We start from the raw sequence: 13866 nt of genomic DNA, 5'->3' as shown, positions 1-13866 counted from the left end.
GCCGTGGGCGCCGGCGTGCGTGAATGCACATCCTCCCCGTGTCCGCCTCAGTTCCTCGCTGGAGGACGAACCCCCATGAAGCACCCTTGCGCCTCTGAACTGCACCGCCTGCGTGCACCGTGGGCGCGCCTTCGCGCCGGCGGAAGAACCGCGGCGCTCCGTGGAAGCGATTGATCCCCTCGGCGCCGCGCCGAAGCCCTCCGACGATCCGGTCGAAGTCCGCCGGCAGGCCGCGGCCCTGCTGCTCAAGGCCGGTGCGCTGCAGGACGCGATCTTCAACAGCGCGAACTTCTCCAGCATCGCCACCGACGCCAGCGGCGTGATCCAGATCTTCAACGTGGGGGCCGAGCGCATGCTGGGCTACACGGCGGCCGAGGTGGTCGACACCATCACGCCGGCCGACATCTCCGATCCGCAGGAGGTGATCGCGCGCGCCGAGGCCCTGAGCCTGGAACTGGGCACCGCCATCACGCCGGGCTTCGAGGCGCTGGTGTTCAAGGCCTCGCGCGGCATCGAGGACATCTACGAGCTGAGCTACATCCGCAAGGACGGCAGCCGCTTCCCGGCCATCGTCTCGGTGACGGCGCTGCGCAACCCGCAGGAGGCGATCATCGGCTACCTGCTGATCGGCACCGACAACACGGTGGGCAAACAGGTCGAGGCCGCCAAGTCGCTGCTCGACCAGCGCCTGCGCGACCAGCAGTTCTACACCCGCTCGCTGATCGAATCGAACATCGACGCGCTGATGATGACCGACCCGCAGGGCATCATCTCCGACGTCAACCAGCAGATGATCGCACTGACCGGCCGCACGCGCGACGAGCTCATCGGTGCACCATGCCGCAACTTCTTCACCGACCCCGACCGCGCCGACGCCGCGATCGGCCGCGTGCTGACCGAGCACCGGGTCAGCGACTACGAGCTCACGGTGCGCGCCGTCAGCGGTGTCGAGACCGTGGTCTCGTACAACGCCGCCACCTTCCACAACCGCGACCGCCAGCTGCAGGGCGTGATCGCCGCGGCACGCGACGTGACCGACCGGCGCCGCATCGAGCGCGCGCTGGAAGAGAAGAACCTGGAGCTCGAGCACGCGAACCGGATGAAGTCGGAGTTCCTGGCGACGATGTCGCACGAGTTGCGCACGCCGCTCAACGCGATCATCGGTTTCTCCGAGGCGCTCAAAGACGGCCTGATGGGCCCGATGAGCGACACCCAGACCGGCTACATCGGCGACATCTTCGCCAGCGGGCTGCACCTGCTGTCCCTGATCAACGACATCCTGGACCTGAGCAAGGTCGAGGCCGGCATGATGACGCTGGAGCGCGAAGCCGTCGACCTGGGCCGGCTGTTCAAGGACAGCCTGTCGATCGTCAAGGACAAGGCCGCCGCGCAGCATGTCGAACTTGCGCTCGACGCCGAAGAGGCGCTGGGCAGCGCGCAGCTCGATGCGCGCAAGACCAAGCAGATCGTCTACAACCTGCTGTCGAACGCGGTGAAGTTCAGCGGAGACGGCGGCCGGGTCACGCTGCAGGCCCGGCGCGTGCCGCGCGCAGGGGTCGGGACGTTGCCCGGCGAGTGGCCGGCCCATGGCTTCGCGCTGGCGCCCAGCGCGCACGACGCCTTCCTCGAGATCCGCGTCACCGACACCGGCATCGGCCTGTCGGCCTTCGACATGACGCGGCTGTTCGAGGCCTTCAGCCAGATCGACAGCAGCCTCGCGCGCCGTTTCGCCGGCACCGGGCTGGGCCTGGCGATGGTCAGGCAGCTGGCCGAACTGCAGGGCGGCACGGTGGCCGTGGCCAGCGCCGAGGGGGAGGGCGCCTGTTTCGCGGTCTGGCTGCCGCTGTTCGATCCGGCGCTGCCGGCGGCCGCCGGGGACGATGGGCAGGAGGCCGCGGCGGCCGAGCCCCAGGGAGCGCCCGCTTGGCCCTGATCCTGATCGTGGAAGACAACGCGGCCAACATGAAGCTGGTCTGCCTGCTGCTGCACCACGCCGGCCACACCACCTTGAGCGCCCTGGACGCCGAGAGCGGGCTGACGCTGGCGCGCACCGGGAAACCCGACCTGATCCTGATGGACGTGCAACTGCCCGGCATGGACGGGCTCACCGCCACCGCGCTGCTCAAGCAGGCGCCCGCGACCGCCGCCATTCCCGTGATCGCGCTGACCGCGATGGCGATGAAGAACGACCGGCAGAAGACCGAGGCGGCCGGCTGCGATGCCTACATTGCCAAGCCGCTGCACTACCTCGCGCTGTATGCGGCCATCGACGCGCTGCTGGCCCGCAAGGCGGCGCCGTCATGACGCCCCGCGCAGCCACCATCCTCATCGTCGACGACCAGCTGGCCAACCGCCGGCTCCTCGAGGCCCTGCTGACGCCCGAGGGCTACACCACCTGGAGCGCGGCCAGCGGCCGTGAAGGGCTGGCGCGCATCGCGCTCGAGGCACCCGACCTGATCCTGCTCGACGTGCGGATGCCGGACATGGACGGCCACGCCATGGCGCGCCTGCTGAAGGCCAATCCCGCCACCTCCAGCATCCCGATCATCATGGTGACGGCCCTGGTCGACCGCCAGTCGCGCCTGAGCAGCCTCGAGGCCGGCGCCGAGGACGTGCTCAGCCTGCCCGTGGACCGCGCCGAGCTGTGGCTGCGGGTGCGCAACCTGCTGCGCCTGAAGGCCCTGAGCGACTTCCAGCGCAACCATGGCGTCATCCTCGAGCAGGAGGTGCGCACGCGCACCGCCGACCTGCAGCGCTTCCGCACCGCGATGGACGCCACCGCCGACGGCATCTTCCTGATCGACCGCGACACGCTGCGCTTCGTGGAGCTCAACGCCACCGCCTGCACCCTGACCGGCTACAGCCGCGAAGAGCTGCTGCGGCGCGGCCCGGCCGACCTCGGCGACGACGAGCCCGGCGCCGTGCGCGCCATCGTGGAAGACGTCATCGCCGGCCACGCGCAGCACCGGCTGGCCGACATCCTGCTGCGCCGCAAGGACGGCGTGATGGTGCCGGTCGAGGTGACGCGGACCGCGCACCGCTTCGGCGACAGCTGGGTGGTGGTGGCGGTGGCGCGCGACATCACCGAACGCAGGAAGGCCGAGCGCCGGCTGCACCAGATGGCGCACTACGACTCGCTCACCGGACTGCCCAACCGGGCCCTGTTCTACGAGGTGCTGCGCAAGGCCATCGCACAGGCGTCCGACGGGCGGGGGCAGGTGGCCGTGCTGTTCATCGACCTGGACCACTTCAAGAAGGTCAACGACACCCTGGGCCACCCGGTCGGCGACCAGCTGCTGGTGCAGTTCAGCGACCGGCTCTGGGGCTGCCTGCAGTTGCGCGACGCGGTCGGGCGCCTGGGCGGCGACGAGTTCGCGGTGATCCTGGTGCGCGACGATCCGCAGGCCGGCGCGGTGGCCGTGGCGCATGCGCTGTACGAGGCCTTGCGCGAGCCCTTCGTGCTGGGCGGGCGCAGCGTGGTGTCGAGCGCCAGCGTCGGCATCAGCATCTATCCGGACGACGCGCCCAACGCCGAGCAGCTGATGCAGTACGCCGACACCGCGATGTACCAGGCCAAGCAGAGCGGTCGCAACACCAGCCGCTTCTTCACGCCGCAGATGAATGCCGATGCGCTGACGCGGCTGGAGCTCGAGATGGCCCTGCGCCATGCGCTCGACCACGAGGAGTTCGCGCTGCACTACCAGCCCAAGGTGGAGGTCGCCAGCGGGCGCGTCGTGGGCGTCGAGGCGCTGCTGCGCTGGAACCGGCCCGGTCACGGCGTGGTCTCGCCGGCGGAATTCGTGCCGGTGCTCGAGGATTGCGGCCTGATCGTGCGCGCTGGTGCCTGGGTCATCGCCGCCGTGTGCCGCCAGATCCGGCTGTGGCGCAACTCCCCGGTCGGCGACCTGCAGGTGGCAGTGAACATCGCCCAGCGCCAGTTCATCGAGGGCGACCTGGAGGCGACGATCGCCGGCCTGCTGGAGACCAACGGCGTGCCGGCCCATCTGCTCGAACTGGAACTCACCGAGAGCTCGCTGATGGCGAACACCGCGCACACGGTGGCGGTGCTGCAGGGCCTGCGCCGGCGCGGCCTGCAGATCTCGGTCGACGACTTCGGCACCGGCTACTCCAGCCTGGCCTACCTGCGGCGTTTTCCGGTCGACAAGCTCAAGATCGACATCGACTTCATCCGCGACATCACGACGCGGCCCGACGATGCCGCAATCACGCTGGCCATCATCGGCCTGGCCCACAGCCTCAAGCTCGAGGTCATCGCCGAAGGCGTGGAGACGGCGGCGCAACTGGCTTTCCTGCGCCAGCACGGCTGTGACCAGGTGCAGGGCTACTACTTCAGCCGGCCGCTGCCGCTGGCGGCGCTGGAGGCCCTGCTGCAGGACGGCCGCCACATCGAACAAGGGGTGGTGGCGTGAGCGCCACACCACGGCGGTGTGGCCGCCCCGCGACGCCTAGAGTGTTTCCCTCATGTTAACGTTCGGGTGTCGGGCGCCGATCTCCGGCGTCCCTTGCCCGCTTCACCACGCATTTCCCAGTCCGCTTCTGCACCGAGTCGGCGGAACATTCTTTTGGCCCTCGTCCTGATCATCGAAGACAACCCGGCGACCATGAAGCTGGCCTCGCTGCTGCTGCACAACGCGGGCCATGCCACGTTGCGTGCCGCGGACGTCGAGCGGGGCCTGAGCCTGGCCTGCGCCGAGCAGCCCGACCTGATCCTCATGGACGTGCAGATGCCGGGCCTCCACGGGTTGACGGCGACCGCGCTGCTCAAGCGGACGCCGGCCGCGGCCGGCATCCCGGTGATCGCGCTGGCGCCGATCAGCGAACAGGAGCACACCGAGGCGGCTGGCTGCGACGCCTGCATCGTCAAGCCGATGCGCTACCCCGATCTGTACGCGACGATCGACGCCTTGCTGGCCAGGAAGCGCGCCGCCCTGTTGAGCGAAGTGTGAGCCGCGATGTCCGGCCGCAGCGTGGCCGGTACGGTGTTGGGAAGCGATGGAAATACTGTCGTTGAACAGGAAATCTATCAAAATAATTCCTGTTTCTGACCCGCTCAGCGGAAGCGCTTGGTGACTTCGCGCACCACCCCGATGATGCGGGCCGAGCCCAGCCGCCGGATCGGGTAGCGCAGGTTGAGCGGCTTGAGGAACAGCTCGCCGCCGTCCTTGATCAGCTGCTTGAAGGTGGTCTCGTTGGCTTCGTTGAGCGCAATGACGTAGTCGCCTGGCAGAGGCGCCATCTCCGGTTCCACGATGATGATCGCTCCCTCCGGGAAGGAGTCGCGCGTCTCGCTGACCATGCTGTCACCGTGCACGCGCAACGCGTAGGTGTGGCGCTGCACCGGCACGCCCACCAGCACCATCTCGAAATTGCTTCGGGGCTTGAAATTGTCGATGACGGTGTAGTTGCCGGCCTCGACTTCCGACACCAGCGGGACCTCGACGCGCACGTCCACACCCTGCCGGATGTTCGAGCCGCCGGACATCAACTCGGCCACGGAAATGCCCAGCAACGCGGCCACCTGCGGCTGGTTGCTGCGTTTGGGCGCGGTGCCGCCCGGCTTCTCCCATTGCTGCACGGCACCGCGGCTGACGCCCACGGCTTCGGCGAATTGTTTCTCGCTCATGCCGAGGCGTCGACGTCCTTCGCGGATCAGTCGATGAATTGTCATGGGTGGAGGCTAGAGCCTCGGGAAGATAGAAATTAACTCCAAGAGAGCCGTTCTATCAAGGGGGCTGGGCCTCGCCCGCCGGGTTCAGGTGTCGAGCGCCACGCAGTAGGCCAGCAAGGCCTCGATCTCGGTGGATTTGTCGAACACGGCGTCGGCGCCCGCGGCCTGGCAGCGCAAGCGCATCTCCGGCGTGGCGTAGTTGCTCACCACGATCAGCCGCTGGGTGGCACGGCGTTCGCGCAACGCCCCCAACACGCTGAGCCCGCTGCCCTCGCGCAGGAAAAGATCGATCACGCCCAGGTCCCAGTCGTCGGGGTGGGCGAGCAGCCAGCGGGTGGCCTGCTGCGCGGTGTCTGCATGGCCGACCACTTCGACCCCGGCCAGTTCCTGCAGCGTCTCCGTGAGGTTGGCCCGGATGACATCGCTGTCTTCGACCAGAAAGGTTTTCACTGACACACGCGGATTCCCTGAACGGATGACTGATATGCACAGGCGCCGTCTTTTCCAGCGCGTCATCGCCAGTATTCACCGCAGCCGGAAAATGACCGTCGGACAAGGGCCCGATCGGTGCTTGATAGGCCACTCTATCGTGTGATAGTTGCAGCCGGGAGACGCGCGGGGGCCTTCACCTTCGTCTACTGCAGGCCCAGCACGTTGCGCTTGTGGTAGTGGTCGGCGAGCGCGGCGCGGAGCTCGGTGGCCTGCTGGACCGCCTCCGCAGAGGCCTCCTTGCCCAGGCCGAAGAAGTACAGGTCGTGGCTGGTGTGGTCCTGGCAGAAGAACCAGACCGAGAACCAGGCGTCGCAGGGGAGGATCGCCTTGAAGTCGTCCTCGACCAGGTTGCGGTAGTGGTTCTGCTGCTTCTGCATCGTCAGCGGCGAATCGGACGGCGAGTACTCGAGCGTGCCGTGCTGCCGCCGCCCGGTGGAGGCGCAGGTCATCACGACCAGGCCCGAAGCCTTGGCCAGCCGGACCATGTTGAGCCAGGTCTTGCGCCAGCCGGGGTTGTGCTCCATGGCTTCGCAGGAGATCACGACGTCGAATGCGCCGGCCTTGCCGCCGAAGTCCTCGCCGTAGCCGACGAGGTCCACCCCCTTGCCTTCGCCCACGTCCAGTCCGATGTACTCGCAGCCTTCGAACAGGCCGCGCACGGAGCCGTTGATGTCCAGGCTGCCGATCTCCAGCACCTTTTTCTGTTGGAAGAAATCGCCGAGGAACTGCTTGACGCCGCCGACGAAGAACAACTGCTGGGGATGTGACACGGGGTGGGCCTCCTGAGTGGAAAACTCTGTAGCGCCGCGACACCGACCGGGTCGGTCACCGGGCACTTTTTTGGGAGGGATCTTACGATTTTTTACAAACTTGTCCAGGCCCCGGGGACCGCGTCGGCGCTAGCGCGCGGCGAGGAAGGCGGTCTGCGCGCCGCGCCCGCCGAGATGCAGCGTGGCGACGGCCGGCGCGGTCTCGGCCAGCAGCACGCCCTTGCGGTAGACCTTGAGCCGCGTCGCGCGCAGCCGGATGGCCTCGACCGGGTCGCGCGCCTGCAGCAGCACGAAGCTCGCGTCGCAGCCTGCTTCGAGGCCGTAGCCCGGCAGGTGGAAGACCTTGGCGGCGTTGGTCGTCACGGCGTCGAAGCAGCGCCGGATGCCGGCCTGGCTGGTCATCTGCGCCACGTGCAGGCCCATGTGCGCCACCTCGAGCATGTCGCCCGAGCCCATGCCGTACCAGGGGTCCATCACGCAGTCGTGGCCGAAGGCGACGTTCACGCCGGCGGCCATGAGTTCGGGCACGCGCGTCATGCCGCGGCGCTTGGGGTAGGTGTCGTGGCGGCCCTGCAGCGTGATGTTGATCAGCGGGTTGGCGATCACGCTCACGCCGCTCTCGGCGATCAGCGGGATCAGCTTGCTCACGTAGTAGTTGTCCATGCTGTGCATGGAGGTGCAGTGCGAGCCGTTGACGCGGCCCTGCAGGCCCAGGCGCTGGGCTTCGAAGGCCAGCGTCTCGATGTGGCGCGACAGCGGGTCGTCGGACTCGTCGCAGTGCATGTCGACCAGCTTGCCGCGTTCGGCCGCGATCTCGCACAGCAGTTTCACGCTGGTGGCGCCGTCGGCCATGGTGCGCTCGAAATGCGGAATGCCGCCGACCACGTCGACGCCCTTGTCGAGCGCGCGCTCGAGGTTGTCGAGCCCGCCCGGGCTGCGCAGCACGCCGTCCTGCGGGAAGGCCACGAGCTGAAGGTCGATGTAGGGCGCGACGCGGCGCTTGACCTCGAGCAGCGCGTCGACCGCCAGCAGGCTCGGGTCGCTGGTGTCGACATGGGTGCGGATCGCGAGCAGGCCCTTGGCCACGGCCCAGTCGCAATACGCCAGCGCGCGCTCGATCAGCGCCTCCTGCGTGAGCAGCGGCTTGAGCTCGCCCCACAGCGCGATGCCTTCGAGCAGCGTGCCGCTCTCGTTGACGCGCGGCAGGCCGTAGCTCAGCGTGGCGTCCATGTGGAAGTGCGGATCGATGAAGTGCGGCGTGAGCAACTGGCCTTGCGCATCGAGCGTCTCATGCGCGGGTGCATCCAGGCCGGCCGTGACCTCGGCGATGCGGCCGTCCTGCACGGCGATCGACATGCCGGTGCGGCCGTCGGGAAGGGTGGCGTTGCGTACGAGCAGGTCGAGCATGGGCGGGGGTCTTCTTGTGGGATGCGGGGGAGGGGTCGATTATCGGACGCGCCTGCTCAGCGCAGCGCCAGCGACCCCAGCCGCGCCACGATCAGGTCGTGCAGGGTCTGCGCCGCCACCGACAGGCTGCCTTCGCGCCGCTGCACGATGTAGACCGTGCGCTTGAGGCCCGGCAGCGGCAGCGGCCGCGTGACCAGCGTGTCGCGCTGGAAGTGGAACAGCGTGAGCGCGGGCACCACGCTGATGCCCAGGCCGGCCTCGACCAGGCCCATCACCGTGGCCAGGTGCTCGACCTCGAAGGCGGTGTGCAGGCGCAGCGGATGCAGGGCCGCATCCAGCGACTGCCGAACGCTGCTGTGGCGCGCCATCTGGATGAAAGGCCAGGGCGCGAGCTTGCGGGCGCCGAGCTTGGGTTCGGTGGCCAGCGGATGGTCGGCGCGGCACACCAGGTGGAAGCCGTCGCTGCAGAGCTTGCGGCTGCGCAGGTCGCTGGCCGCCGCGCTGCCGGCGCCCGAGGCGGCCAGCGCGAAGTCGGCCTCGCCGCTGCGCACGCGCGCGATGCAGGCGTCGGACAACGCATCGTCCAGGCCGACCGTGATGCCGGGCCAGGCCGCCATGAACTCGGCGAACACCGCTGGCAGCCAGCCGGCCGCGAGCGAGGGCAGGGCGGCCACGCGCACCCGGCCGGTGCGGCGCTCCACATGGTCGGCCAGGTCGGTGACCGCGTCGCGCATGTCGTCGAGCAGGCGCTGCGCCGCCGGCTCGAACAGTCGACCCTCGGGCGTGAGCTGCACGCTGCGCGTGTCGCGGTCGAACAGGCGCGCGCCCAGCGCCTCCTCCAGCGTGCGGATCAGCGCGCTGAAGGCCGGCTGCGACAGGTGGCACAGCTGGGCCGCGCGGGTGAAGTTGCGCTGCGCCGCCAGCGCCGTGAAGGCGCGCAACTGGCGCGAGGAGAGCTCGGGTGTCTTCATTTGGGTGATCCGGATTCCAGATGAATCGATCTGAATTTTCTATTTTACGGATGGCTGTCACGGCCCTACATTGAACCCCAAGACGAGACAAGAGAAAGCGCCATGACGGTCCAGGCCCCCATTCCCCCACCTTTGCTGATCGGCTGCGCCGCCGGCTTCTCCGGCGACCGCACCGACGCGGCCGGCCCGGTGGTCGACACGCTGATCGCGCGGCTCGCCGAGGGCCCCGCGGGCCAGCGCGCCTTCCTGATCTTCGAGACCCTGGCCGAGCGCACGCTGGCGCTGGCCCAGCTGCGGCGCCGCGCCGACCCCGAGGCCGGCTACGAACCGCTGCTCGACGCGATGCTGCGGCCGGTGCTGGCGCGCTGCCTCGCGCACGGCATCCGCATCGTTAGCAACTTCGGCGCGGCCAACCCGCGCGCCGCCGCGCGCCACATCGCGCGCATGGCGCGCGAGCTGGGCCAGCCGGCGCCGCGCATCGCGGTGGTGGAGGGCGACGACCTCTCCTCGCCCGCGCACCAGGCGCTGCTACGGGCCGAACTGGGCGCGGCGCTGGACGGGCTGCGCATCGTCAGCGCCAATGCCTACATCGGCGCCGAACCCATCGCCGCCGCGCTCGACGCGGGCGCGCAGATCGTGGTCTGCGGCCGCGTGGCCGACCCCTCGCTGACCGTGGGCCCCGCGATGTCGCACTTCGGCTGGGCCGCCGACGACTGGGAGGTGCTGGGCCGCGCCACCATGGCCGGCCACCTGCTGGAATGCGGCGCACAGGTCTGCGGCGGCTACTTCGCCGACCCGGGCTTCAAGGACGTGCCGGGCCTGGCCGAGGTGGGCTTCCCGATCGCCGAGATCGCGGCCGACGGGCAGTGCACCGTCGGCAAGTCGGCCGGCACCGGCGGCTGCGTGAGCGAAGCGACCGTCAAGGAACAGCTGCTCTACGAAGTGCACGACCCGGCCGCCTACCTCACGCCCGACGTGGTGGCCGACATCACCGAGGCCGAGGTGCAGGCCGTCGGCACCGACCGCGTGCGGCTCAGCGGCGTGCGCGGCCATGCGCGGCCCAGCCGCTACAAGGTCAACGTCTGCCACGAGGGCGGCTGGCTGGCCGAGGGCGAGATCTCCTATGCCGGCCCGCGGGCCGAGGCGCGGGCCCGGCTCGCGGCAGAGGTGCTGCGCCAGCGCCTGCAGGGGCTCACGCTGCGTGTCGACCTGATCGGCGCGATCAGCATCCTGGCCGACGACGCCGGCCGCGCGCTTGCGGCCACGCCTGACGGCGGCGCGCGCGACGTGCGCCTGCGCGTGGCGGCCACGCATGCCGAGCGCGCCCAGGCCGAGCGCCTGGGCCGCGAGGCGATGGCGCTCTACACCTGCGGTCCGGCCGGCGGTGGCGGTGTGCGCTGCACGCTCACGCCGCGGCTCAACACCCTGTCCTGCCTGCTGCCGCGCGACGCGGTGCCGGTGCGTTTCGAACTGCTGGAGTCCGCGGCATGAGCGCGATCACCGTCCCCCTCTACCGCGCCGCCCACGGCCGCACCGGCGACAAGGGCGACCGCTCGAACATCAGCGTGATCGCCTGGCATGCCGAGTTGTGGCCGTTGCTGGTCGAGCAGGTCACGCCCGAGGCCGTGGCCGCGCAGTTCCGCCACCGCGCGCCCAGCCATGTGCAGCGCTTCGTGCTGCCGAAGCTGCAGGCGATGAACTTCGTGCTCGACGCGGTGCTCGACGGCGGCGTGAACGACGCGCTGAACCTCGACACGCACGGCAAATCGCTTTCCTTCCTGCTGCTCGACCTGCCGATCGTGGTGCCGGCCGGACTGCAGCATCGACTCATCGGCCCGACCGAAGGCTGATCCCCTTTCCAAAAACCTCAGGAGACAACACGCATGAACCGCCGCATCCATTCGATCGCCTTCGCCATCGCCGCGCTGGCCCTGGCGCCCGTCGCGAGCCAGGCCCAGGGCGCCTTTCCCGACAAGCCGATCACCTTCGTCGTGCCCTTCGCGGCCGGCACCGCCACCGACCAGATCGCGCGCGCGCTGGGCAACGGCATCACGGCCGAATCGAAGCAGGCCGTGGTGATCGACAACAAGGCCGGCGCCAGCGGCTTCATTGCCTCGCAGTTCGTGGCCAAGGCCGCGCCCGACGGCTACACGGTGCTGATCACCACCAACACCACGCACGCGGCCAACGAGCACCTGTACAAGAAGCTGCCCTACGACCCGGTGAAGGATTTCTCGCCGGTCGCCGCGTTGGGCAAGGGCGGCCAGATCATGGTCGTGAACCCGTCCTTCCCTGCCAAGACCGTGGCCGAGTTCGTCGCGCTGGCGAAGAAGGAGCCGGGCAAGTACAGCTTCGGCAGCGGCAGCTCATCCAGCCGCATGGCCGGCGAACTGCTGCAGCAGATGGCCGACATCCAGCTGCTGCACGTGCCCTACAAGAGCAACACGCTGGCCGTGACCGACCTGCTGGGTGGCCAGATCCACATGATGATCACCGACACCGCCACCGGCCTGCCGCAGATCAAGGCCGGCAAGCTGCGCGCGCTGGGCGCCTCGGGCGCCGCGCGCTCGCCGCTGGCACCGGATGTCCCCACCATTGCCGAAGCGGGCGTGAAGGGCTACGAGATGGGCTACTGGTTCGCGGCCTATGCGCCGGCCAAGACGCCGCCGGCGGTGGTCAAGCGCTTGAACGAACTGCTGGTCAAGGCCGCGAAGAGCGAGGCCGCCAAGGCCGCGTTCTACGACCCGACGGGCACCGAGGTGTTCACGAGCTCGCCGGAGGAGCTGGCGAAGTTCCAGGCCGGTGAATCGCAGAAGTGGGGCCGGATCGTGAAAGCAGCCGGGATCACTGCGGAGTAGTTGATCCACCCCCGAAGCGCCTGACGGCGCTTCCCCAGAATTAGCCCACCCCCGAAGCGCCTTCAGCGCTTCCCCCTCAAGGGGGCGATACCGGCGGCCTGGCAAAGCCAGTTCCGCGGTATCTCTGGCCCACCCCGATGCGCCTGCGGCGCCTCCCCCTCGAGGGGGCGATACCGGCGGCCTGGCAAAGCCAGTTCCGCGGTATCTCTGGGAGGGGAACGGGAGAAGGTGGAGGGAGGCGCGGCTCGCGCGCCCTGGCGCTCAATCGCGCTGCTGCTCGCGCGCGCGGTTCAGGCCCAGCGCGCCCAGCGTGCAGGCGGCGCCGGACAGCAGGTAGACGCTGACGTAGCCCAGGCCGAAGTGGGCCGAGAGGCCGAGGGCCACCAGGGGGGCGAAGGCCGCGCCGACCAGCCAGGCCACGTCGGCCGTCAGGGCGGCGCCCGTGTAGCGGTACTTGGCCGGGAAGTTCGAGGTCACGGTGCCCTGGGCCTGGCCGTAGGACAGACCCAGCAACACGAAGCCGACCAGGATGAAGGTGTCCTGGCCGAAGGCGCCGCCGTCGAGCAGGGTGGGTGCGAAGCCGCTGAACACCGCGATCATCACGGCCAGCGAGCCCAGGGTCATGCGGCGGCCGATGCGGTCGGCGATCTTGCCGGAGGCCACCATCGAGGCCGCGGCCAGGCCCGCGCCGATGATCTGCACCACCAGGAACTGGCTCACCGACTGATCGGAATACAGCGTGATCCACGACAGCGGGAAGATCGTGACGATGTGAAACAGCGCGTAGCTGGCCAGTGCCGCGAAGGCGCCGATCACGATGTTCACGCCCTGCGAGCGGCCCAGTTCGATCACGCCGGTGGGGGCCAGTTCGCGCTCGTCGAGCAGGCGCGAGTACTCGGTGGTCGCCACCAGCCGCAGCCGGGCGAACAGCGCCACCACGTTGATGGCGAAGGCCACGTAGAAGGGATAGCGCCAGCCCCAGGTGAGGAAGTCTTCCGAGGTCAGGCTGGACACCAGGTACGCGAACAGCGCGCCCGCCACGATGAAGCCCACCGGGGCGCCCAATTGGCCCAGCATGGCGTACCAGCCGCGGCGGTTGGCGGGCGCGTTGAGCGCCAGCAGCGAGGGCAGGCCGTCCCAGGAGCCGCCCAATGCGATGCCCTGGGCAATGCGGAACAGCGACAGCAGCACGATGGCGGCCGGGCCGATGCTCGCGTAGCTTGGCAGGAAGGCGATGCCAGCGGTGGCGGTGCCGAGCAGGAACAGGGCCGAGGTCAGCTTGGCCTCGCGGCCGTAGCGGCGCTGGATGGCCATCGACAGCGCGGTGCCGAAGGGGCGTGCGATGAAGGCCAGCGCGAACACCGCAAAGGCGTAAAGTGTGCCCGTCAGGCGGTCCGCGAAGGGGAAGAAGATGGCCGGGAACACCAGCGCCGACGCGATGCCGTAGACGAAGAAGTCGAAATATTCGGAGGCGCGCCCGATCACCACGCCGACAGCGATTTCGCCGGGGTGGACATGCGTATCGGCGCCAACCGCGCGGGCGATCTCGCTGTCGGGCGGGGATTCGCTGTTGTGTGTACCGATGGAGGTCGTCATCATGGGCTGTTCGCGGTTCTGTTCCGGGTGTCGTTGCGGCAACGCAGAGCGTCTCACTCTCCAGCGTTTGATGCCATAGGACA

13 protein-coding genes are annotated in these 13866 nt (G+C 69.2%); 7 read left to right on the top strand and 6 right to left on the bottom strand.

What is annotated here, in order from left to right; genetic code table 11:
- Positions 1 to 160 precede the first annotated feature (160 nt).
- The 4 genes from A9977_RS26830 to A9977_RS26815 all read left to right on the top strand — a co-directional run bounded on the left by A9977_RS26830 (position 161) and on the right by A9977_RS26815 (position 4967).
- Positions 161 to 1933 (top strand): PAS domain-containing hybrid sensor histidine kinase/response regulator, encoded by a 1773-nt coding sequence (locus A9977_RS26830; protein ID WP_183027836.1) that lies wholly within the window; start codon positions 161 to 163, stop codon positions 1931 to 1933.
- Complete coding sequence (locus tag A9977_RS26825) at positions 1924 to 2304, top strand: response regulator (protein WP_183027835.1); 381 nt, start codon at positions 1924 to 1926, stop codon at positions 2302 to 2304. The genes A9977_RS26830 and A9977_RS26825 overlap by 10 nt, the downstream gene beginning before the upstream one ends.
- Positions 2301 to 4430, top strand: coding sequence for an EAL domain-containing protein (locus A9977_RS26820; protein ID WP_183027834.1), 2130 nt, complete (start codon positions 2301 to 2303; stop codon positions 4428 to 4430). Before A9977_RS26825 ends, A9977_RS26820 begins: the two co-directional genes overlap by 4 nt.
- A gap of 153 nt (positions 4431 to 4583) precedes the next feature.
- Complete coding sequence (locus tag A9977_RS26815; RefSeq protein WP_183027833.1) at positions 4584 to 4967, top strand: response regulator; 384 nt, start codon at positions 4584 to 4586, stop codon at positions 4965 to 4967.
- Positions 4968 to 5071: 104 nt separating this feature from the next.
- On the opposite strand, the gene A9977_RS26810 is transcribed toward A9977_RS26815, so the two are convergent.
- The 5 genes from A9977_RS26810 to A9977_RS26790 form a co-directional block, all read right to left on the bottom strand.
- Complete coding sequence (locus A9977_RS26810) at positions 5072 to 5689, bottom strand: LexA family transcriptional regulator (RefSeq protein ID WP_259652159.1); 618 nt, start codon at positions 5687 to 5689, stop codon at positions 5072 to 5074.
- Between the two features lie 84 nt (positions 5690 to 5773).
- Positions 5774 to 6145 (bottom strand): response regulator, encoded by a 372-nt coding sequence (locus tag A9977_RS26805; protein WP_183027831.1) that lies wholly within the window; start codon positions 6143 to 6145, stop codon positions 5774 to 5776.
- Positions 6146 to 6324: 179 nt separating this feature from the next.
- Positions 6325 to 6951, bottom strand: coding sequence for a class I SAM-dependent methyltransferase (locus A9977_RS26800; RefSeq protein ID WP_183027830.1), 627 nt, complete (start codon positions 6949 to 6951; stop codon positions 6325 to 6327).
- A gap of 129 nt (positions 6952 to 7080) precedes the next feature.
- Positions 7081 to 8358, bottom strand: a complete 1278-nt coding sequence (locus tag A9977_RS26795) for an amidohydrolase family protein (protein ID WP_183027829.1) — start codon at positions 8356 to 8358, stop codon at positions 7081 to 7083.
- A gap of 56 nt (positions 8359 to 8414) precedes the next feature.
- Positions 8415 to 9329, bottom strand: coding sequence for a LysR family transcriptional regulator (locus tag A9977_RS26790; RefSeq protein ID WP_183027828.1), 915 nt, complete (start codon positions 9327 to 9329; stop codon positions 8415 to 8417).
- 102 nt (positions 9330 to 9431) lie between these two features.
- Between A9977_RS26790 and A9977_RS26785 the strand changes: the two genes are divergently transcribed.
- Genes A9977_RS26785 through A9977_RS26775 form a run of 3 tightly spaced genes read left to right on the top strand, consistent with a single transcriptional unit; the run spans position 9432 to position 12187 of the window.
- Complete coding sequence (locus tag A9977_RS26785) at positions 9432 to 10820, top strand: acyclic terpene utilization AtuA family protein (protein WP_183027827.1); 1389 nt, start codon at positions 9432 to 9434, stop codon at positions 10818 to 10820.
- Entirely contained in the window at positions 10817 to 11179 is a 363-nt protein-coding gene (locus A9977_RS26780) for a hypothetical protein (RefSeq protein WP_183027826.1), read from the top strand. Before A9977_RS26785 ends, A9977_RS26780 begins: the two co-directional genes overlap by 4 nt.
- Before the next feature lie 33 nt (positions 11180 to 11212).
- Positions 11213 to 12187 (top strand): tripartite tricarboxylate transporter substrate binding protein, encoded by a 975-nt coding sequence (locus A9977_RS26775; RefSeq protein WP_183027825.1) that lies wholly within the window; start codon positions 11213 to 11215, stop codon positions 12185 to 12187.
- 261 nt (positions 12188 to 12448) lie between these two features.
- On the opposite strand, the gene A9977_RS26770 is transcribed toward A9977_RS26775, so the two are convergent.
- Complete coding sequence (locus tag A9977_RS26770) at positions 12449 to 13783, bottom strand: MFS transporter (RefSeq protein WP_405054707.1); 1335 nt, start codon at positions 13781 to 13783, stop codon at positions 12449 to 12451.
- Positions 13784 to 13866 lie beyond the last annotated feature (83 nt).

Source organism: Variovorax sp. UMC13, from assembly GCF_014170375.1.
Lineage (GTDB): Bacteria > Pseudomonadota > Gammaproteobacteria > Burkholderiales > Burkholderiaceae_C > Variovorax.
Note: the sequence above shows the minus strand (reverse complement) of the source record. Positions and strands in the feature narration are given on the sequence as shown.